This is a genomic window from Rhodanobacter sp. MP1X3, from assembly GCF_014207165.1.
Lineage (GTDB): Bacteria > Pseudomonadota > Gammaproteobacteria > Xanthomonadales > Rhodanobacteraceae > Rhodanobacter.
The window spans coordinates 165,259-191,767 of sequence record NZ_JACHCO010000004.1; the positions used below are offsets into that span (position 1 = coordinate 165,259).

Annotated in this window: 24 protein-coding genes and 1 riboswitch; of the genes, 6 read left to right on the plus strand and 18 right to left on the minus strand. The window is 60.3% G+C overall.

What is annotated here, in order from left to right; translation table 11 throughout:
- Positions 1-126: 126 nt before the first annotated feature.
- From galU to cmk, 8 genes are all read right to left on the minus strand, one after another.
- On the minus strand, positions 127-1,011 hold the full coding sequence (gene galU, locus HDE79_RS12210) for a UTP--glucose-1-phosphate uridylyltransferase GalU (RefSeq protein ID WP_184602256.1): 885 nt from the start codon (positions 1,009-1,011) through the stop codon (positions 127-129).
- A complete protein-coding gene (locus tag HDE79_RS12215; RefSeq protein WP_184602257.1) occupies positions 1,008-2,906 on the minus strand; it encodes a nucleoside-diphosphate sugar epimerase/dehydratase in 1,899 nt (632 codons plus the stop codon). Before HDE79_RS12215 ends, galU begins: the two co-directional genes overlap by 4 nt.
- On the minus strand, positions 2,893-3,918 hold the full coding sequence (locus HDE79_RS12220) for a glycosyltransferase family 4 protein (RefSeq protein ID WP_184602542.1): 1,026 nt from the start codon (positions 3,916-3,918) through the stop codon (positions 2,893-2,895). The genes HDE79_RS12215 and HDE79_RS12220 overlap by 14 nt, the downstream gene beginning before the upstream one ends.
- Before the next feature lie 7 nt (positions 3,919-3,925).
- Positions 3,926-5,098: a lipopolysaccharide assembly protein LapB gene (lapB, locus tag HDE79_RS12225; RefSeq protein ID WP_184602258.1), complete on the minus strand. Its 1,173-nt coding sequence runs from the start codon at positions 5,096-5,098 to the stop codon at positions 3,926-3,928.
- The gene (locus tag HDE79_RS12230; RefSeq protein WP_184602259.1) at positions 5,095-5,355 is read right to left on the minus strand and encodes a lipopolysaccharide assembly protein LapA domain-containing protein; all 261 of its coding nucleotides are present in this window, start codon (positions 5,353-5,355) and stop codon (positions 5,095-5,097) included. Before HDE79_RS12230 ends, lapB begins: the two co-directional genes overlap by 4 nt.
- A 166-nt stretch (positions 5,356-5,521) precedes the next feature.
- Positions 5,522-5,821: an integration host factor subunit beta gene (locus HDE79_RS12235; protein WP_184602260.1), complete on the minus strand. Its 300-nt coding sequence runs from the start codon at positions 5,819-5,821 to the stop codon at positions 5,522-5,524.
- A gap of 75 nt (positions 5,822-5,896) precedes the next feature.
- Positions 5,897-7,573 carry a 30S ribosomal protein S1 gene (rpsA, locus tag HDE79_RS12240; protein WP_184602261.1) on the minus strand — a complete coding sequence of 559 codons (1,677 nt, stop codon included), beginning with the start codon at positions 7,571-7,573 and terminating at the stop codon, positions 5,897-5,899.
- Between the two features lie 200 nt (positions 7,574-7,773).
- Entirely contained in the window at positions 7,774-8,454 is a 681-nt protein-coding gene (gene cmk / locus HDE79_RS12245; RefSeq protein WP_184602262.1) for a (d)CMP kinase, read from the minus strand.
- 131 nt (positions 8,455-8,585) lie between these two features.
- Here cmk and HDE79_RS12250 point away from each other — a divergent pair, with 131 nt between their 5' ends.
- The 4 genes from HDE79_RS12250 to ykgO all read left to right on the plus strand — a co-directional run bounded on the left by HDE79_RS12250 (position 8,586) and on the right by ykgO (position 12,307).
- Positions 8,586-8,843, plus strand: coding sequence for an acyl-CoA-binding protein (locus HDE79_RS12250; RefSeq protein WP_184602263.1), 258 nt, complete (start codon positions 8,586-8,588; stop codon positions 8,841-8,843).
- 85 nt (positions 8,844-8,928) lie between these two features.
- Complete coding sequence (locus tag HDE79_RS12255; RefSeq protein WP_184602264.1) at positions 8,929-10,947, plus strand: NADPH-dependent 2,4-dienoyl-CoA reductase; 2,019 nt, start codon at positions 8,929-8,931, stop codon at positions 10,945-10,947.
- A gap of 262 nt (positions 10,948-11,209) precedes the next feature.
- Positions 11,210-12,121, plus strand: coding sequence for a LysR substrate-binding domain-containing protein (locus tag HDE79_RS12260; RefSeq protein ID WP_184602265.1), 912 nt, complete (start codon positions 11,210-11,212; stop codon positions 12,119-12,121).
- A gap of 60 nt (positions 12,122-12,181) precedes the next feature.
- A complete protein-coding gene (gene ykgO, locus HDE79_RS12265; protein ID WP_007508267.1) occupies positions 12,182-12,307 on the plus strand; it encodes a type B 50S ribosomal protein L36 in 126 nt (41 codons plus the stop codon).
- Positions 12,308-12,423: 116 nt separating this feature from the next.
- Here the strand turns inward: ykgO and HDE79_RS12270 are convergent, their stop codons facing one another.
- From HDE79_RS12270 to carA, 5 genes are all read right to left on the minus strand, one after another.
- Positions 12,424-12,903: a hypothetical protein gene (locus HDE79_RS12270; RefSeq protein WP_184602266.1), complete on the minus strand. Its 480-nt coding sequence runs from the start codon at positions 12,901-12,903 to the stop codon at positions 12,424-12,426.
- 56 nt (positions 12,904-12,959) lie between these two features.
- Positions 12,960-14,072 (minus strand): glycosyltransferase, encoded by a 1,113-nt coding sequence (locus HDE79_RS12275; protein WP_255488399.1) that lies wholly within the window; start codon positions 14,070-14,072, stop codon positions 12,960-12,962.
- A gap of 151 nt (positions 14,073-14,223) precedes the next feature.
- Positions 14,224-14,700, minus strand: coding sequence for a transcription elongation factor GreA (gene greA, locus HDE79_RS12280; protein ID WP_184602268.1), 477 nt, complete (start codon positions 14,698-14,700; stop codon positions 14,224-14,226).
- Positions 14,697-17,924, minus strand: a complete 3,228-nt coding sequence (gene carB, locus HDE79_RS12285) for a carbamoyl-phosphate synthase large subunit (protein ID WP_184602269.1) — start codon at positions 17,922-17,924, stop codon at positions 14,697-14,699. Before carB ends, greA begins: the two co-directional genes overlap by 4 nt.
- Before the next feature lies 1 nt (position 17,925).
- Complete coding sequence (gene carA, locus HDE79_RS12290) at positions 17,926-19,068, minus strand: glutamine-hydrolyzing carbamoyl-phosphate synthase small subunit (protein WP_184602270.1); 1,143 nt, start codon at positions 19,066-19,068, stop codon at positions 17,926-17,928.
- Positions 19,069-19,281: 213 nt separating this feature from the next.
- On the opposite strand from carA, the gene HDE79_RS12295 reads away from it, so the two are divergent.
- Positions 19,282-19,977 (plus strand): 2OG-Fe(II) oxygenase, encoded by a 696-nt coding sequence (locus HDE79_RS12295; protein WP_184602271.1) that lies wholly within the window; start codon positions 19,282-19,284, stop codon positions 19,975-19,977.
- Positions 19,978-19,983: 6 nt separating this feature from the next.
- On the plus strand, positions 19,984-20,361 hold the full coding sequence (locus tag HDE79_RS12300) for a hypothetical protein (protein WP_184602272.1): 378 nt from the start codon (positions 19,984-19,986) through the stop codon (positions 20,359-20,361).
- A gap of 26 nt (positions 20,362-20,387) precedes the next feature.
- On the opposite strand, the gene HDE79_RS12305 is transcribed toward HDE79_RS12300, so the two are convergent.
- From HDE79_RS12305 to grpE, 5 genes are all read right to left on the minus strand, one after another.
- Complete coding sequence (locus HDE79_RS12305; RefSeq protein ID WP_184602543.1) at positions 20,388-21,395, minus strand: sodium:calcium antiporter; 1,008 nt, start codon at positions 21,393-21,395, stop codon at positions 20,388-20,390.
- Between the two features lie 15 nt (positions 21,396-21,410).
- Positions 21,411-21,611: riboswitch (yybP-ykoY riboswitch) on the minus strand.
- A 71-nt stretch (positions 21,612-21,682) separates the two neighbouring features.
- Entirely contained in the window at positions 21,683-22,483 is an 801-nt protein-coding gene (gene dapB, locus HDE79_RS12310) for a 4-hydroxy-tetrahydrodipicolinate reductase (protein ID WP_184602273.1), read from the minus strand.
- A gap of 108 nt (positions 22,484-22,591) precedes the next feature.
- Entirely contained in the window at positions 22,592-23,713 is a 1,122-nt protein-coding gene (gene dnaJ / locus HDE79_RS12315) for a molecular chaperone DnaJ (RefSeq protein ID WP_184602274.1), read from the minus strand.
- A 181-nt stretch (positions 23,714-23,894) separates the two neighbouring features.
- On the minus strand, positions 23,895-25,814 hold the full coding sequence (gene dnaK / locus HDE79_RS12320) for a molecular chaperone DnaK (RefSeq protein ID WP_184602275.1): 1,920 nt from the start codon (positions 25,812-25,814) through the stop codon (positions 23,895-23,897).
- A gap of 154 nt (positions 25,815-25,968) precedes the next feature.
- On the minus strand, positions 25,969-26,502 hold the full coding sequence (gene grpE, locus HDE79_RS12325; RefSeq protein ID WP_184602276.1) for a nucleotide exchange factor GrpE: 534 nt from the start codon (positions 26,500-26,502) through the stop codon (positions 25,969-25,971).
- Positions 26,503-26,509 lie beyond the last annotated feature (7 nt).

Below are 26,509 nucleotides of genomic sequence, written 5' to 3' on the forward strand. Positions count from 1 at the left end.
AGCCAGCGCGGGTCTCGTCCCACTTACTCAAAAGCAACGGGCCGAGATTCTGAGAATGTCGGCCCGTTGTTTATTTTGGCAGCGGATGCAGCGCTATCTATCCATTTGCACGGATCGCAGGTGAAGTTAAAGCTTACCAACGAACTCGCGCACCACGGAAGCCAACGTCGGATCCTGCATCGCCATATGCATGGTGGCGCGCACCAGGCCGGCCTTGTTGCCGCAATCGAATCGTATGCCTTCGAAGCGATAGGCCAGAACCTTGCCCTGCTCTTTCAGCAACGCTTCGATCGCGTCGGTAAGCTGGATCTCGCCACCGGCGCCCGGCGTTGTCTGTTCCAGCAACTCGAAGATGCGACCCGGCAGTACATAGCGTCCCACAACCGCCAGATTGGACGGCGCGTCGGCCGGCTTCGGCTTCTCCACCATATGACGGATTTGCGCGCTGCGATCGTCGATCGCCGTGGCATCAACGATGCCGTACTTGTCGGTGTCGTTGTGCGGCACCTCTTCGACGGCGATCACGCCGGCGTCCTGCGCATTGGCCAATTCGGCCATCTGCCGCAGGGCGCCCTTGCCGGTACCTATCTTGCCGTTCCAGATCAGATCGTCGGGCAGCACGACACCAAATGGCTCATTGCCGACAACGGGCTTGGCGCAAAGCACCGCGTGGCCGAGACCAAATGCTTCGGGCTGGGTAACAAAGATAGCCCGCACGTGCGGGGGCAGCGTGCCCTGTACCAGCGCCAACAACTCGTCCTTACCCTTTTCTTCGAGCTTCGCTTCAAGCTCGTAGGCTTTGTCGAAATAGTCAGCGATAGCGTGCTTGTAGCGGTTCGTGACAAAGATCAACGTATCGGCGCCAGCATCGACGGCCTCGTCGACCGCATACTGAATCAGCGGTTTGTCCAGCACTGGCAGCATTTCCTTGGCCACGACCTTGGTGGCTGGAAGAAAACGCGTACCGAGTCCGGCTACGGGAAAGACGACCTTGCGCAGAGGTTTGCTCACTCACTTTTCTCCGGATTGATGCGGCGTATCGAAACCACGTTGTCGGGCTGCGCGACCTCGGTCCAGCGGAACGAGGGCAATAAACTCGACACGCAGCGCCGAAGTTCTTCTTCATCGAAAATATCGGCGGCTTCGGTCGCCTTGTTCAGCAACGCCTGCAGCAGATCCCACGATACTTCGCGATGCTGCGCGAGGAAGATTTTTGCATGCTCCGTCGCGCTGTAGTTTTCCAGCGGGTGGAACAATTCCTCGAACAGCTTCTCACCGGCGCGAAGACCCGTATAGACGATCGGAATCTCGGTACCCGGCTTCTTGCCGGCAAGACGAATCATCTGCTCGGCCAGATCGCGGATCTTTACCGGCTCACCCATATCGAGCGCAAAAATCTCTCCGCCCTTGCCAATGCTGGCCGCCTGCAAAATCAGTTGACAGGCTTCGGGAATCGTCATGAAGTAGCGCGATATTTCCGGGTGGGTCACCGTGATCGGACCGCCGTCCAGAATCTGCTGCCGGAATAGCGGAACGACGGAACCGGCCGAATCCAGCACATTGCCAAAACGAACCGTCATGAAACGCGTATCGGCATGCGCGTTGAGGTTCTGGCAATAGATTTCGGCGACACGTTTGCAGGCGCCCATGACGCTGGTCGGGTTCACCGCCTTGTCGGTGGAGATCAGCACAAAGCACTCAACGCCAGTCTCACGGGCCAGGTCGGCCACGGTGCGCGTGCCCAACACGTTGTTACGGAATGCCGAGCGCAACTGCGCCTGCAACATCGGTACATGCTTGTAGGCGGCGGCATGGAAAATCACCTGCGGCTTGGTTTCCGCAAAGGCCTTCTGCATGGCCGCATAATCGCCGCAGTTGGCCAGAATGCCTTCGAAGATCAACTCGGGAAAATTCGCGCGCAACTCCTGGGATATACGATAAAGGTTGTATTCGCTCTGCTCGACGACAATCAGCGACTGCGCACCGAGCCGGGCGATCTGTCGGCACAACTCCGAGCCGATCGATCCGCCGCCGCCGGTCACCAGCACGCGGCGCGCGGTGAGCGTTTCGCGAATAGCCGTCCAATCCAGTTCTACCGCGTCACGGCCGAGCAGATCCTCGATCGCCACTTCCTTGATCTGATTGAACTGCGCGCGCCCGGCGACAACGTCTTCGAGCCGCGGAATCGTCCGATACGGCAGACCGGTGTCATCGCAGAGCGCCACGATCCGACGCATTTCGTTGGTCGACGCTCCAGGGAGCGCGATCAACAGCATCTGCACTGCGGCCTCGCGCGCCACTTCCGGCAGTTCGTCAAAACGACCCAGCACGGGATGACCATTGATGCTGGCGCCACGCAGGCTGGGCTTGTCGTCGACAAAGCCGACCACGGCATAACGGCTGTCGCGACGAAGATCGCGCGAAAGTACCTCGCCTGCGCGGTCCGCGCCCACAATCATGACTCGCTTCACTTCGTGATTTTGCAGCAGTTCGCGACGGCTGTCTTTCCAGAAACGATAGGCCAGTCGTGGCAAGCCAAGCAGGGCACCCAACACCAGCGGGTACAGCAGGAACGTGGTACGAGGCACACCTTCAAGACGGTCATACAGGAATAACGACAGGCCGATCCCCAATACTCCGATCACCACGGCGCGCGCAATGTTCCACAAGTCCGGGAGACTCGCGAAACGCCACACGCTTTTGTAAAGACCGGTCCAGCGCAGGATCAGGCCCTGCACCAGCAGCACGATCGGAAACTCAAGCAGCTGGAAGCTGATGATCTCGGCCGGATTGAAGGCGTAACGCAGCATCTTGGCAATCCACCACGCCAGCGCCGTCATCGCCAGGTCGTGAGCCACGACCGCGACACGCGGATGGATGAAGCCAACGAGTTTACGCAGCGACATGGCGTTCCTTTGGAAGATTGCGCCGCAAGTAGCGACGTTTGAGCGTCAGCCACAAAGCCGCCGCACATAGATAGAACGCAATGGTAATCGGCAAAGCAATATTCAGATGACTGAACGCCAACCAGGTGAACGGTCCAGCCAGCAACAGATTCCAGCCCAGGTAGCGAGCATCTGTCTGGCCATGCGTGCCGCCCCCATGCCGGGTCATCCACTGGTACAGATGTTCTCGATGCGGGCTATACCAGCGCCTGCCCCTGAACATTCGCATCACTAATGTCAACGTGGCATCAAGCAAAAACGCGGACGAGAGTATCAAGAGCGGCCACAGCATGGCGTGATCCAGCCTCCATAACATCGCACTGAAGGCAAAAATAAGCAGGCCGATGCTGCCGCTGCCAACATCACCCATGAAGATTCGTGCCGGCGGCCGGTTGTACAACCAGAACCCAAAAGCAGATGCGGCCAACGCGGCAGTGGCGCATGCCAGCGCCGGCTGCGCCAAAGACCAACTCATCCAAGCCAACCCGGCAGCAACGAAGATGGTCTGCTGCGCCAGCAGCCCATCGATGCCATCCATGAAGTTGTGCAGATTGATGCTCCAGGCACCAGCCCCGAGTAACAGCGGCAACCACCACCACGACAGCCCCGTGGCCAACAACACCCCGGAAAACATCAGAACCGCCAGCAGCTGCGCACCAAACCGGGGCAGCACCGGCAGCGGGCGGTGATCGTCCCACCAACCGACAAATGCCACCAGGGCAAAGGCCATGGCGAGACTGATCACGACACTGGCAGGCCATGCCACCGAAAGGCTGAGCAAGGCACCGGGAATGCAGATCAGCACTGCGATAACCACGCCAATACCACCACCACGAGGCGTGGGAACACGGTGCGAGCGACGCTGTCCGGGCTGATCGAGCATGCCGCGTCGATGCGCGTAAACGATAGCGCCGCGCACTAGAAGCAACGTGATGACGAAAGCGGCAAGTAGCCATCCGATGGCGAGCGGGATCCTCATGTCACTCGCTGGCAACGCCGTGGATCGGACGGATCGTGCCCCAACTCTTGCAGCTCGGGCACTGCCAGTGATGCGCCTTGGCCCCGAAGCCGCAGCGGCTGCAGCGATACATCGCCTGGCCTTCCAACAGCTTTTTGGTGAGATCGCGCAGGATCAGGAAATTTTCACGCGCCTCGCCTTCAATCTTGTCCATCGTCGCGTCGATCAGCGCCATCAGACCGCGTACCGAGGGGCGCTGACGCAACTGCGAGGTCAGAAAATCGATCGCTGCGCGCTCACCGTCGCGCTGACGATAAATATGTGCCAAGGCCAGCACGGGGGAAATACCGTGATAACGGCTCAGCATCTCGCGCAGAAAAGATTCGGCGCGATCCATCTGCTGCGAACGGGCGTAGCTATTGAGCAGCGGCGGCAGAATTTCCGGTGTAAACGCTATATCCGCGTTGACCGCAGCCTCGTAGGCAGCCACTGCATCGGCGTGACGGTCGTCCTCCGACTGCAGGCGGCCAGTCAGCATAAAGGCGCGGACGCAGTCGGGCTGACACTCAAAAGCCTGGCGCAAATAGTCACGCGCCTCGCCACGGGCACCATGCTGTCGGGCACGATCAGCCAGCTCACAAAAGAACTGAGCCTTCATCGACGCTTCGTCCTCGCCCGTCATCACCTCCAGACGGCGCGTGTGCTCAATGGCCTTGTGCCAGTCCCGTTCGTGTTGGTAGATCGCAATTAAATGCCGCAATGCCGATGGCGCATGCGCGTCCATCGCCACCAGATCGGAGAACAGTGCTTCGGCGCGATCAAGCAGGCCGGCGCGCATGTAATCCTCGCCCAGTTCCAGCAACGCGACCGTTTTCATGGCATCGGACAGACCCGGACGCGACACCAGATGCTGATGCAGGCGAATCGCCCGATCCACTTCACCGCGACGGCGAAAAAGATTGCCCAGCGCCAGGTGGGTTTCCACCGTGTCGCGGTTGTATTCGGCTAACTTGAGGAAAACCTCGATCGCCTTGTCCTGCTCTTCATTGAGCAGGTAGTTCAAACCGCGGAAGTAATCCGACGAGAGCTCGCTGACTTCCGCACCTGATCGCTTTGCGCCCATCCGACGGGAGGCCAACCAGCCGAGAATGAAAGCTACCGGCACCAGCAGAACCAGCACGTACGGATAGTTCATGCAGTGGCCGGCGACTTCTTTTCGCTGTCGCGCAATTGCTGTCGACGCTCACGGCGCTGGCGAGAACTCACGCCAAGCCACGCCGTCAGTCCGCCGAGCAGCCAACCGATAACCAGCACGCAGAGCAATGCGGCGCCTTTGGGGAGCTGGACCCTGGCAAATGCAAGGTCGTAACTGACCAAATCGGCATTGAGCGCGCCGACCACGATGCCCGCAGCCACGAAGATGACAAGAATAAACAGGACGAGTAAACGCATGACCGGACTTTACCCGATTGACCGCGACAGGCACAGGTATTGCCTTCACCTACAGTGGTGATGATTCAGACCTTCAACAGGCTCGAATCCCGTGAATCAAGGCTTCACGCATAAAAAAGGCAGGACCGACCCAAGTCGCCTGCCCTGATAAACCTGGATGAATCCTTTAGGTGCCGGTCTGCTCGAGATGTAGATTCACGCGCTCGCGCAGCTCTTTGCCCGGCTTGAAATGTGGCACGTGCTTGCCCGGCAATGCCACAGCATCGCCTGACTTGGGATTGCGCCCCATGCGCGGCGGCCGATAGTGCAGCGCGAAGCTTCCAAAGCCACGCACTTCAATACGTTCGCCGTGAGCCAATGCATGGCTCATCTGTTCGATTACGCTTTTGACGGCCAATTCGACGTCAGCAAACGCAAGATGGGTCTGACGCCTTGCCAGCGCCTCGATCAATTCGGATTTGGTCATGGGACCCCAATGTCCGTGACGTTAAACAACGGGGCGGCGAAGTGCCGCCCCGCATCATGCTATCGCAAGAGACGATCAATCGGCCTTGTCGAACTGTTCCTTCAACAGAGCGCCGAGCTTGGTCGTACCAGTGGAGGCAGAGGCATAGTCAGCCACCGGCGCCTCGGGTACATCTTCCTCGTCCTTCGCGCGGATCGAGAGCGCCAGCTGGCGACCCTTGCGATCCATGCCGGTGAACTTGGCTTCGACCTTGTCGCCTACCTTCAAATGCTCGGTGGCATCCTCGATGCGCTCCTTGGCGATATCGTTGGCGCGCAGGTAACCCTCGACGCCCTCGCCCAGATCGATCAATGCACCCTTGGCATCAACTTCCTTGACGATACCGTTGACGATCGCGCCACGCGGATTCGCTGCCATGAACTGGCCAAACGGATCCTGCTCCATCTGCTTGATGCCAAGCGAGATGCGCTCACGCTCCGGATCAACAGCCAGCACCACGGCCTCGATCTCGTCGCCCTTCTTGAAGTTGCGCACCAGCTCTTCGCCGGTCACCTGCCAGGAGATATCGGACAGATGCACCAGACCGTCGATGCCGCCATCCAGGCCGATGAATACGCCAAAGTCGGTGATCGACTTGATCTGGCCGGACACCTTGTCGCCCTTCTTGTGCATGGCGGCGAAGGCTTCCCACGGGTTCGAGCGGGTCTGCTTGATACCCAGCGAGATGCGGCGACGCTCCTCGTCCACGTCCAGCACGGTGACTTCGGTTTCGTCACCGACCTGAACCACCTTGGCCGGGTTGACGTTCTTGTTGGTCCAATCCATCTCGGAAACGTGCACCAGACCTTCCACGCCTGGCTCGATCTCGACGAAGCAGCCGTAATCGGTGACGTTGGAAACCTTGCCGAACAGGCGGCTGCCGACCGGGTAACGACGGGCAATGGCAACCCACGGATCGTCGCCCAGCTGCTTCAGGCCCAGCGAAACGCGGTTGCGCTCCTTGTCGTACTTCAGCACGCGCACGTCCAGCTCGTCGCCGACGTTGACCACTTCAGACGGATGACGAACGCGCTTCCACGCCATGTCGGTGATATGCAGCAGGCCGTCGATACCGCCCAGATCCACGAACGCGCCGTAGTCGGTGAGGTTCTTGACGGTGCCCTTGACCACGGCGCCTTCGGTCAGGCGCTCAAGCAGCTGCTCGCGCTCGGCGGAGAACTCGGTCTCGACGACGGCACGACGGCTGACCACCACGTTGTTGCGCTTGCGGTCGAGCTTGATGATCTTGAACTCGAGTTCCTTGCCCTCGAGGAAAACCGGGTCACGGACCGGGCGCACATCGACCAGCGAGCCCGGCAGGAATGCGCGGACGTCCTTGATGTCGACCGTGAAGCCGCCCTTGACCTTGCCGGAGATGAGACCAACGATGGTCTCTTCCTTGTCGAACGCATGCTCGAGATCGTCCCACACCATCGAGCGCTTGGCTTTCTCGCGCGATAGCTTGGTTTCGCCGAAACCGTCTTCCAAAGCTTCGAGGGCAACCTTCACCTCGTCGCCTACCTGCACCTCAAGGACGCCCTGCTCATCGCGGAACTGCTCGATGGGGACAATGCCTTCGCTCTTCAGGCCGGCGTTGATCACGACGACGTCATTGCGGATTTCCACAACGATACCGGTGACGATGGCGCCAGGCTTCAGCTTGGAGATGGCCTGCTGGCTCTGTTCAAACAGTTCGGCAAAACTTTCAGTCATGTTGATTCCATAGTGGGAAAAGACCGCGGCTCGCTGCGCTTTACTTAAGGTTGCACACGTACCGGCCGGTCCACCGGTTGAGGGCAAGTTCGGGTGGTTCCCGCAGGAACAACAACCCTTGTCACCGTTGGCCAAAATCCCTGCCTAACTTCTCTCAAGCGAGAAGCTTTGCCAGGGACGAGAAACCGCAATGCCGCTGTTTACAGCTGCACTACGGCGAGTACTTTCGCGACGACGTCCTCAATGCCCATGCCAGTGGTGTCGATCAGCAAGGCATCTTCGGCAGGTTTGAGCGGCGCGACCGCACGCGATGCGTCGCGGCTGTCACGCGCCTCAATTTCGCGCTGAAGGCTGCCTAGTGTAACGCTAAGTCCCTTTTCCTTCAACTGCTTATAGCGTCTTTTCGCTCGTTCGGAGGCGCTCGCGGTGAGGAATACCTTGAACGCCGCATCCGGGAAGATCACGGTACCCATGTCGCGCCCGTCAGCCACCAGCCCCGGTGGCCGACGAAAGCCCAGTTGCAACGCCACCAAGGCTTCACGCACCGATGGCACTGAAGCGATCGCCGAAGCCGCGGCACCGGCAGTCTCGGTGCGCAGCTCGTCCGTGGCGTCATGACTGTTGACGATAACCCGAGTCTCCCCACCATCAGGCGACGCGCTGAACTTGATGCGCGTGGTTTGGGCGCAACGGGTTACTGCGTCCACATCCGACAGGTCCAGCCCCTCCATGCCGGCGGCATACCCCACCGCGCGATAAAGCGCCCCGGAATCGAGCAAACGCCAGCCCAGATGTTGGGCGACCAGCGCGCTGATTGTGCCCTTGCCTGATCCCGATGGCCCATCGATAGTGAGAACGGGCGCGGGCAAGGCATGGCTCATGGAGATTCCTGATTCAGAAGAAAGGCTGAAGTTTAACGCGTGCACCGTCTCGTTGACCCCGACTGAGTCGCGTGTTATCAAACATGCACGCTTGGTTCGCAAGCTTTTCCGCCTCTTTTCATGACCGATCTATGACCGATCTTCGCCGCGAGTTCGAACAGGCTGCTGAGGATATTCAGCGATTCGGCAAGCGCCCCGACAACGACACCTTGCTGAAGCTGTATGCGCTCTACAAGCAAGGTTCGAAGGGCGATCTCAGTGGAGCGCAGCCAGGTTTTTTCGATTTCATTGGCACAGCCAAACACGAGGCGTGGGCCAAGCTGCATGGCGTACCCGAGGAAGACGCGATGCGTCGCTATATCGCGCTGGTGCATCAATTGCTGGCCTGAAACAGCTACGCCCCAAACGCAGAGCTTGCTTTCCGCCCTCAAACACCGGCACATTCATACGATTGTTTGAACCGGCCTTGATCGCATGAACTATCCGCACCTGTTCGCTCCGCTGAATCTGGGTCATGTCACCCTGCCCAATCGCATCCTGATGGGCTCCATGCATACGGGCCTGGAAGACAAGGCCAGCGACTACGACAAGCTCGCTGTCTATTTCGCCGAACGCGCCCGCGGCGGCGTGGGCCTGATGGTGACCGGTGGCATTGCGCCGAGCATTCGCGGCTGGCTGAAGCCGTTCGGCGGTCGCCTGTCGATGCCATGGCACAAGCCGCGCCATCGCAAATTGACCAATGCTGTACACGCCGAAGGCGGACTTATCTGCATGCAGATATTGCATGCCGGCCGCTATGGCTATCACCCACTCTCGGTGGCACCCTCGAAGATCAAGTCACCGATCACGCCTTTCACTCCGAGCGCGCTGTCATCGCGAGGTGTAGAGCAAACCATCAAGGATTTCGTGCGCTGCGCGAAGCTGGCGCAAGACGCTGGCTACGACGGCATCGAGGTGATGGGTTCGGAAGGCTATCTGATCAACCAGTTCATTGCCGCGCGCACCAATCATCGTAGCGACGTCTGGGGCGGCGACGCTGCGAGCCGCATGCGTCTGCCGATTGAAATCGTTCGCCGCACGCGCGAAGCCGTGGGCAAGAATTTCATCATCATCTATCGCCTGTCGATGCTCGATCTGGTCGAGGGCGGTCAGGACTGGGACGAGATCGTCACGCTGGCCAAGGCTATCGAAGCGGCCGGTGCCAGCATCATCAATACCGGCATCGGCTGGCACGAAGCGCGCGTACCCACCATCGTTACCAGCGTGCCGCGCGGCGGCTTTGCCTGGGTCACCAAAAAGCTCAAGGGTGAGGTGGCCATTCCGCTGATCACCACCAACCGCATCAATATGCCGGACGTGGCTGAAGACATTCTTGCCGACGGTGCCGCCGACATGGTGTCGATGGCGCGGCCGCTGCTGGCCGACCCGGAATGGGCAAGCAAGGCCAAAGCCGGACGCGGCGATCGCATCAATACCTGCATCGCCTGCAATCAGGCCTGCCTTGATCACGTGTTTCAGAACAAGCACGCCAGCTGTTTGGTCAATCCACGCGCCTGCCATGAAACCGAACTCGTTATCTCACCGACCTCGAAACGCAAACGCATCGCCGTGGTCGGCGCAGGCCCCGCTGGCCTCGCTTGCGCCAGCACACTTGGCGAGCGCGGCCATGCAGTGACGCTGATCGACAAGGCGCAGGAGATCGGCGGCCAGTTCAATTACGCCAAGCAGATACCCGGCAAGGAAGAGTTTTACGAAACACTGCGCTACTTTGGTCATCAGCTCAGCGACAACGGCGTTGATGTGCAACTCGGGCAGACCGCCGATGCGGTATCGCTGATTGCTGGCGGTTATGACGAGGTAGTGATTGCCACTGGCATCACCCCTAGGACCATAAGTTTTCCCGGCAGCGATGATGCCCGTGTCTTCAGCTACCTGGATGTTCTGGCTCGCCATGTGCCGGTTGGTTCGAAAGTCGCCATCATCGGCGCTGGCGGTATCGGTTTTGATGTGGCCGAGTTTCTGGTCGAAAACGCACCCTCACCCACCACGGACGTTGCCCGCTGGACCCATGAATGGGGGGTGGATATGCAGCTGGCGTCTCGCGGAGGCCTGCAGAAACCGCAGCCGGAATCGCCCGCTCGACAGATCTGGCTACTGCAACGCAGCGAGGGTCGCCCGGGTGGACGACTGAACAAAACCAGCGGTTGGGTGCATCGCGCCACGCTCAAGGCCAAACGGGTCGAAATGCTGGGTGGCGTGAGTTATGAGCGCTTCGACGAACATGGCTTGCACATCACCGTTGATGGCGCACCTCAAGTGCTTCCAGTCGATAACGTGGTGATCTGCGCCGGTCAGGAGCCCAATCGACGACTGGCTGATGATCTGATCGCGGCCGGCATCAAGGTTCATGTCATCGGCGGTGCCGACGTCGCCGCCGAACTCGATGCGAAACGGGCTATTGCGCAAGGTATCGAGCTGGCCAGCAGGCTTTAGCTTTGGCCGCAGCGCTCAACATGGCCCTGCGAACGGAGTGCGGGAACCGGAAACTATCCGCAAACCAAAAAAGAACGCCCCGCGATTGCAACGCATCAACATGGGTCAGGGGGAGATGACCAGATGTCGTATTTAGCGTTGCCGCGGGGCGAGGGCCACTGCCGCTAGGGGGAGGGGAAGCGACAGGACGAGCGGGATTATCTGATCGACGTGTTAAAGCATCCAATATATATTTAGCGCATCATTTATTCGATATCGCTATATGTTTGATTTCCGTCAGCTGCGCTATTTCATTGCGGTCGCCGAGGAGCTCAGCTTTACTCGCGCGGCCATACGCCTGCATCTCTCCCAACCGCCGCTCTCTCAGCAGATCCAATCACTGGAGCAGGATCTAGGCGTGCGCCTGCTCGAACGCAACAAGCGCAACGTGGCGCTGACCGAGCCAGGCAAGATTTTTCTGGAACAGGCACGACAGATTCTCGCCAAGGCTGACGAAGCTCGCAGCCACGTGGTCGCTGCCGCCGCGGGTTACAGCGGGCAGCTGCGTCTGGCGTATACGGTTTCGGTGTCGTTCCATCCTGCCTTGCCGCAGACGCTGCTGCGCTATGGCCAGATCGCACCGAACGTCCGTTTGCACCTGAGCGAGATGTATACCGAACCGCAATTTGCCGCGCTGTTGGCGGGTCAGATCGATGTCGGTTTCGTTCGCGATGAGCCGCTGCATGCTCAGGATGCGCGCGGTTTGCGGCTTCGGGTCATCGATCGTGAGCCCCTGCTGCTTGCTGTACCTATCGGTCACCCCTTGGCGGGCCGCAAAAGTCTGCGGTTAATCGAAGTCGCTGGCGACGCTTTTATTTCGCAGCCGCGTGAACTGGCAGCGACGCTTTACGACAGCTTGGTGAAATTGGCTACCAAGGCAGGATTTGAACCGCTGATCATCCAGCAGGCACAACAGATCAACGGTTTACTGGCGCTAGTGGCAGCAGGACTCGGTCACGCACTCGTACCGGCCAGCATGCGCGCCGTGCGTCTGGCTGGCGTCAGTTATGTCGCCCTGGAAGATTCCGACGCCTACCTGCTGCTGGCCGTGGCCTGCCGCATCGATGACGATTCCCCTGCCCTTCGCCAATTCATGTCGACCGTCGCTGAAACAGCCGCCGTGCGAGGCTTGTGATAAGCCTCTCAGGCCGCTACACTTGCTGACTTAACTTTTGAATAGTGTCAGGAGCTGGCCGTGAAGGTGCTTAACTCTTTGAAGTCCGCCAAGGCGCGGCACCGTGACTGCAAGGTTGTGCGTCGTCGCGGCAAGGTGTTCGTGATCTGCAAGAGCAATCCCCGTTTCAAGGCTCGTCAGCGCTAAGCCTAACCAGGTCTGGTTGCAACGAAGTCATGAAAAGGCCGCGCAAGCGGCCTTTTTTGTGCCCTGCGTTCAACCCGAACTATGGAAAATACTGCAAGGGAAAGTACTGCAAGCGCTCAGCGACGTGATGTTGCCGGACGGCGGCACGACAACCAGAGCAGCAACGCGGCCACGGACAATGAAACCCAGTAATCACTGGGTGCCGGACCCCACCAGTGAATATGCCAGGGGATGTAACGTGGCGCGAAATGCGCCAGACCATACGCGGGGTTCAACACGAACCACAGGAAATCCTCGGTGATCCAGAACAGCATGATGCAGGCGAACACGCGCGCCTCACCACGCCAACTCCAGTTCCCGGTGAAAACCAGCGGAAAATGGAAGAACAGTCCCATGCACGGAAACAGCCACGCGTGATAGCCAGTCATCGGCCGGCCACCCCAGAAAATATCGAGCAGCCAATGATGCTGTATGCGCCAGGTCGGCAGATTCGCGGCCCAACCGGCGGCTCCCTCGATCTGGATTTCCACGTGGGCGAAGAAAAAGGCCAGCAGCACGGTCCAGCCGAGCGTCAACACCACTACCAGTGGATGCATCGAGACTGGAACTCTTCGGTCAGCCCCCAGAAATCGTTGATCCCATCGACGCACGCTCAATGATCCACCGGTATGGTTTCTGACTGCCGGCAATCAAGCTGGGCCTGAACGATATCGAGCACGCGCCGCGCCGCCTGCGGCTGCCCCAGGCGGCGAGCGCATTCACGCATCCGCGTCAAACGCTCCGGCTCGGCCAGCAATTGACGCACGCGATACTCGAGCGAGATCAGATCCACCGCTTTCAGTGCTGCGCCTTGCTCCAACACGTAGTCCGCGTTGCGCTCTTCCTGACCGGGGATCGGCGCATACACCACCATCGGCACACCCATCGCAAGACACTCGGATGTGGTCAGGCCACCAGGCTTGGTGATCACCAGATCAGAGCAGGCCATCAGGAGCGCTACCTCGTTGGTGAAGCCGAACGGAAACAATCGCCCCGGCTGTTCCACTGCCTGAATCTTCAGCCGGGCCAATGCGGCTTCGTTGCGCCCAGCCAGCACGATCAGCTGGAAGTCATGTTCCAACTGCATCAATCTGGCTGCCACCTCGTCGAGCTTGCCAACCCCAGCGCCGCCCCCCATCAGCATGATGGTAGGCCGTGCCGGGTCGAGGCCGAAGCGTTCGGCGCAGGCTTGGCGATCCTGTGGCTGGGTGAACTCAGGCATGACCGGGATACCGGTGGTATGGACGCGCTGCGCCTCGATACGGTTCGCCCGCATGCGGAAGGCAATCTCATCGCTGGCGGCGAAGAAGCCCGTCATGTGTGGAATCACCCACATGCCATGAAGATCGAAGTCGGTGACCTGGACCCACACCGGCACCGTCATCCGCTCACGCCGGATCTCATGCATCAGCATCTCGGCGGGCAGAAAGTGGGTGCAGACAATAGCGTCGGGCGCAAACGCATCGATCGCCTTACGCAGATCGCCCGTACCCAGCCGTTCGACGGCGCGCCGCAACTTCTGCATCGGGCCATCTGGATCGGCCTCGGAACTGCGCTGGTACAGCATGCCCCACAGAGTGGGGTAGCTGTTTACCAGTGTGATATAGAAATCGGTGTAGAGCTTGCGGAATGCGGACGGGACGTAGTCCATGGCATCCAGATGCAAGGTCTCGACGTTCGGTAAACTGGCTGCTGCGGTGAGACGCAACGCTTCGGCCGCGCGCATGTGACCTGCACCGGCCGAAACGCTGAGGAAGAGGATCTTCTGCTGTGGCATATTGCGATCCATTGTCAGATGCTCATCGACAGAGGCCAGCGCGCCGCCAGCTGGTTACCAGGCCGCTCACGCACTACGTCCGAAAATTTCACACGCGTCTTCAGGTATAGCGGACACCCGTGATCTCGTAATGTTTAACCCCATTGGGTGCAGTGAACTCGAAGCTGTCGCCTGCACTCTTGCCGATCAGCGCTCGGGCAATCGGCGAAGAGACCGCGATCATGTGCAGCTTGATGTCCGCTTCCAGATCGCCAACGATCTGATAGGTCACTGCCGTACCGGAGTCTTCGTCCTCCAGATCGACGATCGCGCCGAACACAACGCGGTTGCCCGGATTGAGCTGGGTGACGTCGATAACCTCAGCGTTCGAGAGCAGTGACTCCAGCTGACCGATGCGCCCTTCGGCAAAACTCTGCTGCTCGCGCGCGGCGTGGTATTCGGCATTTTCCTTGAGATCACCGTGCGCCCGCGCTTCGGCAATGGCTGCGATGATGCGCGGCCGATCGACGAATTTCAGCTTTTCGAGCTCGCCACGCAGGCGCTCTGCGCCCGCCTTGGTAATCGGGGGACGACTCATGCGCTCAACTCCTTGTGCAGTTCCTGCAGGCTATGCACATCGCCATCGCTGCGGAAATCCAGCGAATGGACGAGCGCACGCGCGCCTGCCACGGTGGTGGAATACGTGACGCGGTGCTGCAAGGCCTCGCGCCGGATCGAGAACGAATCGGCAATCGCCTGCTTGCCCTCGGTGGTGTTGACGATATAGACAATCTCGCCGTTCTTGATCAAGTCGACGATATGCGGACGGCCTTCGAGCACCTTGTTGATACGCTCGCAGATGACGCCATGCTCGGCCAGATAGCTGGCTGTACCCGAGGTCGCCACCAGATTGAAGCCGCGCGCAACGACCTCCTTGGCAACGTGCAGCAGGCGCTCCTTGTCGCTGTCGCGAACCGAGAGAAATACCTTACCCACCTTCGGTGGCTTGATGCCGGCTGCTTCGTGACCGCGCGCGAACGCCGCGCCAAAGCTGCGGCCCACACCCATCACTTCGCCGGTCGAACGCATCTCGGGGCCGAGGATAGGATCGACGTTCTGGAACTTCAGGAACGGGAAGATCGCTTCTTTCACCGAGTAGTACTCGGGGATGACTTCCTTCGTCGCGCCCAGGCTGGCCAGCGTGCGGCCCGCCATGACCCGTGCGGCGATCTTGGCCAACGGCACGCCGATCGCCTTGGAGACGAACGGCACCGTGCGCGACGCACGCGGATTCACTTCCAGAATAAAGACCGTCTCGCCCTGAATCGCGAACTGGGTATTCATCAGGCCGATGACCTTGAGTTCGCGCGCCATCATGGTGACCTGGCGACGCATCTCGTCCTGGATCGGTGCCGTCAGCGAATACGGCGGCAACGAGCAGGACGAATCGCCGGAGTGCACGCCGGCTTCCTCGATGTGCTCCATGATGCCGCCGATCAGCACGTTACCTTCGGCATCGGCAATCACATCCACGTCCACTTCGACCGCGTGATCGAGGAAGCGGTCGAGCAACACTGGCGAATCATTGGATACCTTCACGGCATCGCGGATGTAGCGCGACAGGTCGACATCATCGTGCACCACTTCCATCGCACGGCCACCGAGCACATAGCTCGGGCGCACGACCAATGGGTAGCCGATCTCGCGGGCCAGCGCCAGCGCCTCGTCGGCGTTGCGCGCGGTGCGGTTAGGCGGCTGCTTCAGGCCGATCTTCGTAATCATCTGCTGGAAGCGTTCGCGGTCCTCGGCCAGATCGATGCTGTCCGGGCTGGTACCGATAATCGGCACACCGGCTGCCTCGAGCGCACGAGCGAGCTTGAGCGGCGTCTGGCCACCGTACTGCACGATCACGCCCTTGGGCTTTTCGATGTGCACGATTTCCAGCACGTCCTCGAGCGTCAGCGGCTCGAAGTACAAGCGATCGGAGGTGTCGTAGTCGGTCGAGACGGTTTCAGGATTGCAGTTGACCATGATGGTCTCGTAGCCATCCTCGCGCAGCGCCAGCGATGCGTGCACGCAGCAATAATCGAACTCGATGCCCTGGCCAATGCGATTCGGGCCACCACCGAGCACGATGATCTTGTCGCGATTCGTCGGCGCCGCCTCGCATTCTTCCTCGTAGGTCGAATACATGTAGGCTGTGCTGGTGGCGAATTCGGCACCGCATGAGTCGACCCGCTTGTAGACCGGGCGCACACCCAGCGTATGGCGTAGGTGGCGTACGGCAGCCTCGTCGGTATCAAGCAACTCCGCCACGCGTGCGTCGGAGAATCCGAGACGTTTCAGCTCGCGCATGCGCGGTTCGTCGATCGCGGTCAGCCCCTGCTCGGTAACCTCCGTCTCGGTCAGCACGATGTCCTCGAACGCGGCGAGGAACCATGGGTCGACGCGGCTGAGGTTGTGTACCTCCTCCAGCGAGAGTCCAGCGCGGAAGGCGTCGGCCAGATGGAATACGCGATCAGGCCGCGGCTCACGCAGCTCGCGCTTGAGCACGACGAGACCATCGTCGGTGCTGATATCCAGTCCGGTTGGATTGAGACCGGTCTTGCCGATCTCCAGGCCACGCAGCGCTTTCTGCAGCGATTCATGGAACGTGCGGCCAATCGCCATCACCTCACCCACCGACTTCATCTGGGTAGTGAGGCGCGCATCGGCCGACGGGAATTTTTCGAAGGCGAACCGCGGGATCTTGGTGACAACGTAATCGATCGACGGCTCGAACGACGCCGGCGTCAAGCCACCAGTGATATCGTTTTTCAGCTCGTCCAGCGTGTAGCCGACGGCGAGTTTGGCGGCAATCTTGGCGATCGGAAAACCCGTCGCCTTCGATGCCAGCGCCGACGAACGCGAAACGCGCGGATTCATCTCGATCACCACGACGCGACCGTTCTCGGCGTTGATGCCGAACTGCACGTTGGAGCCGCCGGTATCCACACCGATCTTGCGCAGCACGGCGATCGAGGCATCACGCAGACGCTGGTATTCCTTGTCGGTGAGCGTCTGTGCCGGTGCCACGGTGATCGAGTCACCGGTATGCACGCCCATCGGATCGAGGTTTTCGATCGAGCACACGATGATGCAGTTGTCCGCGGTGTCGCGGACCACTTCCATCTCGAATTCCTTCCAGCCGAGCACGGATTCCTCGACCAGCACTTCGCCCACCGGCGAGAGATCCAGACCGCGCTTGACGATCTCCTCGAACTCCTCGCGGTTGTAAGCGATGCCGCCACCCGAACCACCCAGCGTGAAGCTCGGCCGGATGATCGTCGGATAGCCGACCTTGGCCTGCGTCAACAGCGCCTGCTCGAAGGTACGAACAACCTCGGCCTTGGGACAATCCAGCCCGATCTCGGCCATGGCGACGCGGAACAGCTCACGGTCTTCGGCCATGCGGATCGCTTCGCGCGACGCGCCGATCAATTCGACGTTGTACTTTTCCAGTACACCGTTATCGGCCAGATCCAGCGCGCAGTTCAGGCCGGTCTGGCCGCCCATCGTCGGCAGCACCGCATCAGGTCGCTCCTTGGCGATGATGCGCTCCACCGTCTGCCAGTTGATCGGCTCGATGTAGACCGCGTCGGCGGTTTCCGGGTCGGTCATGATCGTGGCGGGATTGGAGTTCACCAGGATCACCCGATAACCCTCTTCCTTCAGCGCCTTGCAGGCCTGGGCACCGGAGTAGTCGAATTCGCAGGCCTGGCCGATCACGATCGGGCCGGCGCCGATGATGAGGATGCTTTTTATATCGGTACGCTTGGCCATCTCAGCGGGCCTCCTGCATGGTCTTGTCTGACATGAGCCGGGCAAAACGGTTGAACAGATATCCGATATCGAGCGGACCGGGGCTCGCCTCCGGATGTCCCTGGAAGCAGAACGCCGGGCGATCGGTCAGCGCGAAACCCTGCAGCGAACCGTCGAACAGCGACGTGTGTGTGACCCGCACATTGGCCGGCAACGTGGCCGGATCGACTGCAAAACCGTGGTTCTGCGAGGTGATCAGTACGCGGCCGTTGTCGTGATCCTTCACTGGATGATTGGCGCCGTGATGCCCAAACTTCATCTTCAGCGTGGAAGCACCGACCGCCAAGCCCATGATCTGATGGCCCAGGCAGATACCGAACAGCGGGATCTTTGCATCGAGAAATTCTCGCGTGGCGGCGATCGCGTAATCGCAGGCGGCCGGATCGCCCGGGCCGTTGGACAAAAACACGCCATCAGGCTTCATCGCCAACACGTCAGCGGCCGGCGTCTGCGCTGGCACCACGGTGACTTCGCAGCCCTGTTCGGCCAGCAAGCGCAGGATGTTGAGCTTGGTGCCAAAATCGTAGGCGACAACCTTGAAGCGCTTGGCCGGCTGGTTGAAAGTAGTGTCATCGAGGTCATAGATGCCCTCGTTCCACACGTACGGCTTGGCGACGCTGACGACCTTGGCCAGATCCATGCCGTTCAAACCCGGAAACGCACGTGCCTTGGCCAACGCCACTTCGACGTCGACATGCTCGCCCGCCATGATGCAACCGGCCAGCGCGCCCTTGTCGCGCAGGATCCGGGTAAGCCGGCGGGTGTCGATACCCGCAATCGCCACCGTGCCATGACGCTTGAGGTAATCCGGCAGACTTTCGCTGCTGCGCCAGTTGCTGGCGAGGCGCGGCACGTCGCGAACGATCAGTCCGGCCGCGTGTATGGCACCGGATTCAGCGTCTTCGGCATTGACGCCGGTGTTGCCGATATGCGGATAGGTCAGCGTGACGATCTGGCGCGCATAGGAAGGATCGGTGAGGATCTCCTGATAGCCGGTCATCGCGGTATTGAAAACCACTTCGCCGACGGTATCGCCAGTCGCGCCCACGGCGTGACCATGAAACACGCTGCCGTCTTCGAGGGCGAGCAGAGCGGAAGTAAGCATAAGGTGTCCGCCTTTTGGATGCAGCAAGGTCCGCAAGCCGCGCCATGGCTGGCTTGTGGAACTCGTGAGAGAAAGTATCTGGGCGGGTTGAAATGATAAGACGCAGCGCGGTTTCTGTCCACCTTACGAAGCATGAACCACGCTTTTGGCCTGCGCTATTTCGACAATGGCCAGCGTTACACTACAAAATATTTTTCGGGAGCCTGCCAAACCATGAGCGCCACCGTTCTGCTCGATCCCGCGCGCCTCGATCGCCCGGATACCACGGTGACACAGCAGCCATTTCCGTTCCTGGTGGCGCACGGACAGCTGCCGGACGAGGCGCGCAACGAGCTGGATCGGGACTTCCCACGGTACGCCAGCGCCGGATTCTTTCCCTACGATGCCAGCGATTGTGGCCCATCCATCAATGCGCTGATTGAAAACATGACCTCGCCTGAATTCGCCAAGGCCGTTGGTGCGCGGCTGGGCATCGACAATCTCGGCCAATATCCAACCCTGGTGACCCTATGCCGCTTGCTCAACAAGCGCCACGGCACCATCCATACCGACAGCAAGTCCAAAGTTGCCACTGCACTGATCTATCTCAATACGCAATGGCCTGACACCAGCGATGGCTGCCTGCGATTCCTGCACAAGATCGACGACATCGACAGCATCGTGGTGCCCGAACTGACGCCGCTGTACGGCGAATTCGCCGTGTTCAAGCGCTGCGACAATTCCTTCCACGGCCACCTGCCCTTCGAAGGCGAGCGTCGCGTGGTGCAGGTCGCCTGGCTGACCAGCGAAGAAGAAAAGCTGCGCAAGACCAAACGTGGCAAGTTCTCGCGCGTGTTCAAGAAGCTCGTCGGCAAACTGGATACCCGGCACGGCGCCGGCCGCGACCGAAATGCCTCACATAAGGATTGAAGCCACATGGATACGGACATCCAGCACGCACCGCCCACTCCCCTGGCATTCCGCTGGGGCATGCTGTTGGGACTGGCGGTCTTCGTCGTCGACATCGTCGGCCTGATCCTGCTCACGTCCCTCAAGTCCCGGCTGGGCGCCATGTCGCCCGGCGTTGACCAGGGCTGGATCACGTATGACTTCATGGATGACCACATAGTCGCCCTCTCGTTGGCTTGGACAGGCCTGTGCGTAGCCGCGCCCTCGACCTACCTGGCCAAACGCCGGTACTGGCGTGGTCTGCGTGGCATGCTGCTGGTGAGCGGCATCGCCCTGTTGCTGCTATTAGGTTTCGTGCTCTATGCCAGCGCACTCGGCAGTGGCCTGGCTGCCGCCACCGGTTAATTGCCCGGGACGGCGGACCGCCCATATCAGCCCTGAGCCAACCACCACCCGGCGAATACCGCAAATACGCCGTAGAGCAGGCCGACCGGCAATATCCAGCGCGCATCGACACGCCCGCGCTGAAACAGCCACCACAGATAGCCGATCGCGATCATGGTGATCACGCCAGCCGCTTTCAGTGGCGCATCAAACAGCCAAGGTGTAGCAAACAACGCCAGCGAACTGGGAATGGTCGCCTGAATCATCATCGCGCCGGAAATATTGGCGAGCGCAAGACGCTCCTTACCCTGACGCACCCAGATCAGTGCGTTAACGGTTTCCGGCAATTCGGTGGCGACAGGGCTGAGGACCAGCGCCACGAAATGGGCCGGCAGCGAGAAAAACGCACCAATGGCCTCCAACTGGCCGACAAACAATCGCGATGCTGCCGCAATGACTGCCAGTGCGATAACCGTCTGCGCGACAACCCAGCGCATCGCCGGATCGACCTGCCGAGGACGAAACTTCAGCGGATCGAGCTCTTCGTCTTCCGGCACGTGATCTTCGCTGCGCATCTCACGCCATACGTACAAGCCGTAGGCCGCCAGAAAAACGACGCCCAACCATGGTTTGATCGCGAACGCGACCAAGCCCAGCCCAACTTTCACGACAAAGATCGCAAGAAACCAGGATTGATCGCGCGCGAGACGTTGATGATCGACGCGAATCAGCCGATCGGCTCGCTTCAGCCGCCGCCGGTTCAACCACAGTGCACCGCCCACGACAGCGTAGGCGATAGTGGCCAGTACCAGCGGACCGCCAAGCGCGGCACCGACGCCGATATCACGCGCCTCGGGCGTCTTGCCGAAGATGACCGCAACGAAAGTCACGGCACTCTCGGGCAACGCCGTGCCGAAAGCGGCAAGCACCGTACCGGTTGCGGTCGAACTCAGCTTGAGCTTGCGCCCGAACCATTCGACACCGTTGACGAAATACTCGCAGGCGAGATAAATCACCACCGCAGAGCCGAGGAATAACGCGAAGGTAAGCAACATGGAATGCACAAGGGCCAGGCGAGCGGAAAACCGATGGCTCACCGACACCGCTCGCCCGGCCGGGTAAGCATGTCGATGGCCAAAGGTCTCGCCGGGCGTGGCCGTCACCGAAAGTGACGGTTTGCTGTCCACACCATGGTTTCGAAATGCCGAAACCAATTGTGTTGATGCGGACGCCTCTGGGTACGAGGCTGGCTACTCCCCAATGACAAGTCAGTGATCGTAACCAGGGCAGACGCGAATCACAAGGCGCAGCATTCGACCAGCACCTTTGCCGCACGAAACACTCACCGTGGTGTGGCGATGACATCCTCGAGTCGCCACTGACCCGGCGCGCGCCCGCGCAGCCAGTGCGCAGCTTGCAATGCGCCGCGCGCGAAGATCGAGCGATCGGTGGCACGATGCGCAAGCTCCAGCCGCTCGCCCTGTCCGATCAGCATCGCCGTGTGTTCGCCGACGATATCGCCGCCGCGGACCACGGCAAAGCCGATCGAGCCATCGACGCGCTCGCCCGTCCGGCCCTCGCGAGCGTAGACCGCTGATGATTCCAGCGTGACATCGCGAGACACAGCTGCTGCATGGCCAAGAGCCAGGGCTGTGCCGGAGGGCGCATCCTGCTTGCGGCCATGATGAGCCTCGACAATCTCGATATCCCAATCAGGCAAGGTCGCCGCCGCTTCACGCAAAAGATGAGTCAGCACCGCAACACCCAGGCTGAAGTTAGCCGCGCGCAATAGCGCAATATTTTCTGCAGCCTTGAGCAGTCGAGCTTCCATCGCTGCATCGGTACCCGTAGTACCCGTGACCAGCGGTGTGCCATTGGCCAGACAAAAGTCCAGCACCGCCGAAAGTCCTGCAGGGCCGCTAAAGTCGATCACCACGTCGGGCGCTGGCGCGCTCAGCCAGTCATGGGCATAACGCAGCGAATTGACGCCACCGAAGGAAACCGGCAGCCCATTCTTAGACGAGGCGGGTGACACTACGGCATGAACCAACGCGAATCGCTTATCGCCCTCAAGCAGGCCCAGCAGCGAACTACCCATGCGGCCGGAAGCGCCATTGATGCCAAGGCGAAGAGATTGAGTCACTGGCTTACTCCCGTCGTATCCATTGATCGATCCATCCTAACGTGAGCGTCGTGAATCCGATGCACGACTGGCATTACCCATCGAACATTACCCATAGAAATTGACTGATCAGGCGGTGACCCGCGACCAGAATTCCTTGACGCCATCGATCCAGCCCTTGGCGCGCGGGGTATGCCGATCACCATCACTTTCTTCGAACGTGGCTTCCAGCGATTCGAAAAGCTCGCGCTGTGCCTTGGTCAAACGCACCGGTGTTTCCACTACGACACGGCAGATCAGATCGCCATGGCGCGTGCTGCGTACCGATTTGACGCCGCGTCCGCGCAAGCGGAACTGCGTGCCGGTCTGGGTCTCGGCTGGAATGCTGATTGGCACCTCGCCTTCCAGCGTGGGTACTGGCAGTTCGACGCCGAGCGCAGCCTGCGTAAAGCGGATCGGAAGTTCGCAGTAAAGGTCATTGCCCTCACGCTGGAAAATCGCGTGTTCACGCACATGCACTTCGACGTAAAGATCACCCGCAGGCGTGCCGCCGGGCCCTGCTTCGCCCTGCCCGCTGAGACGGATGCGATCACCGTTGTCCACACCGGCGGGAATCTGCACAGACAGCGTGCGGGATTCTTCGACCCGGCCTTCGCCATGACATTTTTTGCACGGCTTTTCGATGGTCTTGCCGGTGCCTGCGCAATGCGGACAGGCCTGCTGCACCGAAAAGATACCGTTCTGCATGCGCACCTGGCCGTGACCGCGGCAGGTTTTGCACTGGCTGACCTTGCCGTCTTCCGAACCGCTGCCGTTGCAATGGTGACAATTGACCTGGGTCGGCACTTCGATCTGTCGGCTGACCCCGAATACGGCTTCTTCCAGATCCAGTTCCATGATGTAGCGAAGGTCAGCACCGCGGCGCTGACGGCCACCACCGTTTCTGCCAAAGATGTCGCCGAAGATGTCACCAAAGATGTCACCGACATCGCCGAAGCCGGCGCCACCGCGACCACCCGCACCCTGCTCGAGTCCGGCATGGCCGTACTGGTCGTAAATCGCGCGCTTCTGTGCGTCGCACAAAACCTCGTAGGCCTCCTTGGCCTCCTTGAATTTGTCCTGCGCCGCCGGGTCATCCGGGTTGCGATCCGGATGGTATTTCATCGCCAGCCGGCGGAAGGATTTCTTCAGCTCGACTTCGGTGACGCTGCGCTCGACGCTCAGCACTTCGTAGTAATCACGCTTGCTCATTCATGCATCCACACTGTTTGTCGCTTATCTGGAGATCAAGCGGTGACGCTCAAAATCCCCGCTTATCATTCAACGTGCCGCCCCTTCAACACGAAGCCCGTGACAGGATGATCCCGGCACGGGCTGGTGAAGTCGACCCTGCCCTCGCCCCTTATCTAGGTGGACGGCTGTCGATTATTTCTTACTTTTTCTCGTCTTTCACTTCGGTGAACTCGGCATCGACCACATCATCCGGCTGCGCTGAACCACCCGGTGCCGACTGCGAACCGGCATCCGCTCCACCGCTGCCCTGTGCCGCGGCCTGCAGCGACTGTGCTGCCTGCTCCAGCTTCTCGACCTTGGACTCGATCGCGGCCTTGTCCTCACCGTCCTTGACCTTTTCCAGATCGGACAACGCGCCTTCGATGCTGCTGAGCTGGTCAGCCGGGATCTTGCCGCCGTGCTCTTTCAACGCACTGCGGGTCGAATGCACCAGCTGGTCGGCCTTGTTGCGGGTAGCCACCAGCTCGTGGAATTTCTTGTCCTCTTCCTTGTTGGCTTCGGCGTCGGCAACCATCCGCTGAATCTCGTCTTCAGACAGGCCGGAGCCCGCCTTGATCTCGATCTTCTGTTCCTTGCCGGTCTTCTTGTCCTTCGCCGACACGTGCAGGATGCCGTTGGCGTCGATATCGAAGGTGACTTCGATCTGTGGCTGGCCACGCGGCGCGGCATCGATACCGGACAGGTCGAACTTGCCCAGCGACTTGTTGGCGCTGGCGCGCTCGCGCTCGCCCTGCAGCACGTGCACGGTCACGGCCGTCTGGTTGTCGTCGGCGGTGGAGAAGGTCTGCCCGGCCTTGGTCGGCACCGTAGTGTTCTTCTCGATCAGCTTGGTCATCACGCCACCCATCGTCTCGATACCGAGCGACAGCGGCGTCACGTCCAGCAGCAGTACGTCCTTGACGGTACCGCCCAGCACGCCGCCCTGGATCGCGGCGCCAACAGCAACGGCTTCATCCGGATTGACGTCCTTACGCGGGTCCTTGCCGAAGAACTCCTTCACCGACTCCTGCACTTTCGGCATGCGGGTCTGGCCACCGACGAGGATCACCTCGTTGATGTCGGACACGCGCAAGCCGGCGTCGTTCAACGCGGTGCGGCACGGGTCGATAGTGCGCTTGACCAGTTCCTCGACCAGCGACTCCAGCTTGGCACGGGTCAGCTTGATGTTGAGGTGCTTCGGACCCGAGGCATCGGCCGTCACGTACGGCAGGTTGACGTCGGTCTGGTGGTTGGACGACAGCTCGATCTTGGCGCGCTCGGCTGCGTCCTTCAGGCGCTGCAGGGCTAGCGGATCCTTGCGCAGGTCGATGCCCTGCTCCTTGTTGAACTCGTCAACGAGATAATCGATGACGCGCATATCGAAGTCTTCGCCACCGAGGAACGTATCGCCGTTAGTGGCCAGCACCTCGAACTGCTTCTCACCGTCGACTTCGGCGATCTCGATGATCGAAACGTCGAACGTACCGCCGCCCAGGTCATACACAGCGATCTTGCGGTCGCCGCCTTTCTTGTCCATGCCGTAAGCCAACGCGGCCGCGGTCGGCTCGTTGATAATGCGCTTGACGTCGAGGCCCGCGATCTTGCCGGCATCCTTGGTCGCCTGGCGCTGGCTGTCGTTGAAATACGCCGGCACCGTGATCACGGCTTCAGTGACCGTCTCGCCCAGATAATCCTCGGCGGTCTTCTTCATCTTCATCAGCACTTTGGCTGCGATCTCCTGCGGCGCCATCTTCTTGCCGTCGGAGGTCTGCACCCACGCGTCGCCGTTATCGTGCGCCACGATGCCGTAAGGCACGATATGCAGGTCTTTCTGCACTTCCGCGTCAGCGAACTTGCGGCCGATAAGGCGCTTCACCGCGTAGAAGGTGTTCTTGGGATTGGTGACGCTCTGGCGCTTGGCCGACGCGCCCACCAGCACTTCGCCGTCCTTGTTGAAGGCGACGATGGATGGCGTGGTGCGATCGCCTTCCGAATTCTCGATGACCTTGGCCGTGCCGCCTTCCATGACGGAGACGCACGAATTGGTGGTGCCCAAGTCGATACCAATGATCTTGCCCATGTCTACTACTCCACAATTTATCTAGCGGCCCCCGCGGCCGCGACTGGTTTCAAGGTGGGGGTGTGGCCCGGCGATTCAATGCCAGCAACGCCCCAGATGCGATTTTGTTCGATTTGCCAGCGCCTCATTCAGGCAAACGCCAGCAAGAAAAGCTCTAGTCCCTGGCCACGGCGACCAGCGCCGGACGCAACAGACGATCATTCAACACGTAACCCTTCTGCAGCACGCTGACCACCGTACCCGGCGCCTTGCCCGGTGCCTCGACCATGCTCACCGCGTGGTGGCGTTCCGGGTCAAGCGACTGACCAAGGGGATCGATCTGCGCCATGCCGTTGTTCTCGCCGACCTTCAACAATGCCTTCAAGGTAAGGCTGATGCCTTCGCGCATCGAGGCGATGTCGCCACCTTCCACAGCCAGGCCACCCTCAAGACCGTCGTATACCGGCAGCAGCTCGTTGAGCAGTTTCTCGTTGGCAAAGCGGCGTGCCTGCTCCAGATCCCGATGCATGCGGCGACGCTGATTTTCCAGTTCGGCGCGCTCACGCAACACAGTCTCGCGCAGCTCGGCGTGGCTGGCTTCGAGCGCGCTCAGCTGGCTCTGCAGCGCTTCCAGCTCGGCATTTTCCGAACCAAAATCGCCGTTCTCGTCCTGCGCGTCATTGGGTACGTGAGGATCGTTGTTATGCATTGAAACA

Coding starts and splice junctions, on each gene's coding strand:
- HDE79_RS12295 (WP_184602271.1), top strand. CDS start 19,282: ATGAGCGCCACCGTTCTGCTCGATCCCGCGCGCCTCGATCGCCCGGAT.
- HDE79_RS12300 (WP_184602272.1), top strand. CDS start 19,984: ATGGATACGGACATCCAGCACGCACCGCCCACTCCCCTGGCATTCCGC.
- HDE79_RS12230 (WP_184602259.1), bottom strand. CDS start 5,355: ATGCGTTTACTCGTCCTGTTTATTCTTGTCATCTTCGTGGCTGCGGGC.
- carA (WP_184602270.1), bottom strand. CDS start 19,068: ATGCTTACTTCCGCTCTGCTCGCCCTCGAAGACGGCAGCGTGTTTCAT.
- cmk (WP_184602262.1), bottom strand. CDS start 8,454: ATGAGCCATGCCTTGCCCGCGCCCGTTCTCACTATCGATGGGCCATCG.
- HDE79_RS12215 (WP_184602257.1), bottom strand. CDS start 2,906: ATGTCGCTGCGTAAACTCGTTGGCTTCATCCATCCGCGTGTCGCGGTC.
- HDE79_RS12255 (WP_184602264.1), top strand. CDS start 8,929: ATGAACTATCCGCACCTGTTCGCTCCGCTGAATCTGGGTCATGTCACC.
- lapB (WP_184602258.1), bottom strand. CDS start 5,098: ATGAACTATCCGTACGTGCTGGTTCTGCTGGTGCCGGTAGCTTTCATT.
- HDE79_RS12270 (WP_184602266.1), bottom strand. CDS start 12,903: ATGCATCCACTGGTAGTGGTGTTGACGCTCGGCTGGACCGTGCTGCTG.
- carB (WP_184602269.1), bottom strand. CDS start 17,924: ATGGCCAAGCGTACCGATATAAAAAGCATCCTCATCATCGGCGCCGGC.
- dnaJ (WP_184602274.1), bottom strand. CDS start 23,713: ATGAGCAAGCGTGATTACTACGAAGTGCTGAGCGTCGAGCGCAGCGTC.
- HDE79_RS12305 (WP_184602543.1), bottom strand. CDS start 21,395: ATGTTGCTTACCTTCGCGTTATTCCTCGGCTCTGCGGTGGTGATTTAT.
- HDE79_RS12260 (WP_184602265.1), top strand. CDS start 11,210: ATGTTTGATTTCCGTCAGCTGCGCTATTTCATTGCGGTCGCCGAGGAG.
- HDE79_RS12250 (WP_184602263.1), top strand. CDS start 8,586: ATGACCGATCTTCGCCGCGAGTTCGAACAGGCTGCTGAGGATATTCAG.
- HDE79_RS12235 (WP_184602260.1), bottom strand. CDS start 5,821: ATGACCAAATCCGAATTGATCGAGGCGCTGGCAAGGCGTCAGACCCAT.
- grpE (WP_184602276.1), bottom strand. CDS start 26,502: ATGCATAACAACGATCCTCACGTACCCAATGACGCGCAGGACGAGAAC.
- HDE79_RS12275 (WP_255488399.1), bottom strand. CDS start 14,072: ATGCGCGCGGCCGAAGCGTTGCGTCTCACCGCAGCAGCCAGTTTACCG.
- greA (WP_184602268.1), bottom strand. CDS start 14,700: ATGAGTCGTCCCCCGATTACCAAGGCGGGCGCAGAGCGCCTGCGTGGC.
- dnaK (WP_184602275.1), bottom strand. CDS start 25,814: ATGGGCAAGATCATTGGTATCGACTTGGGCACCACCAATTCGTGCGTC.
- rpsA (WP_184602261.1), bottom strand. CDS start 7,573: ATGACTGAAAGTTTTGCCGAACTGTTTGAACAGAGCCAGCAGGCCATC.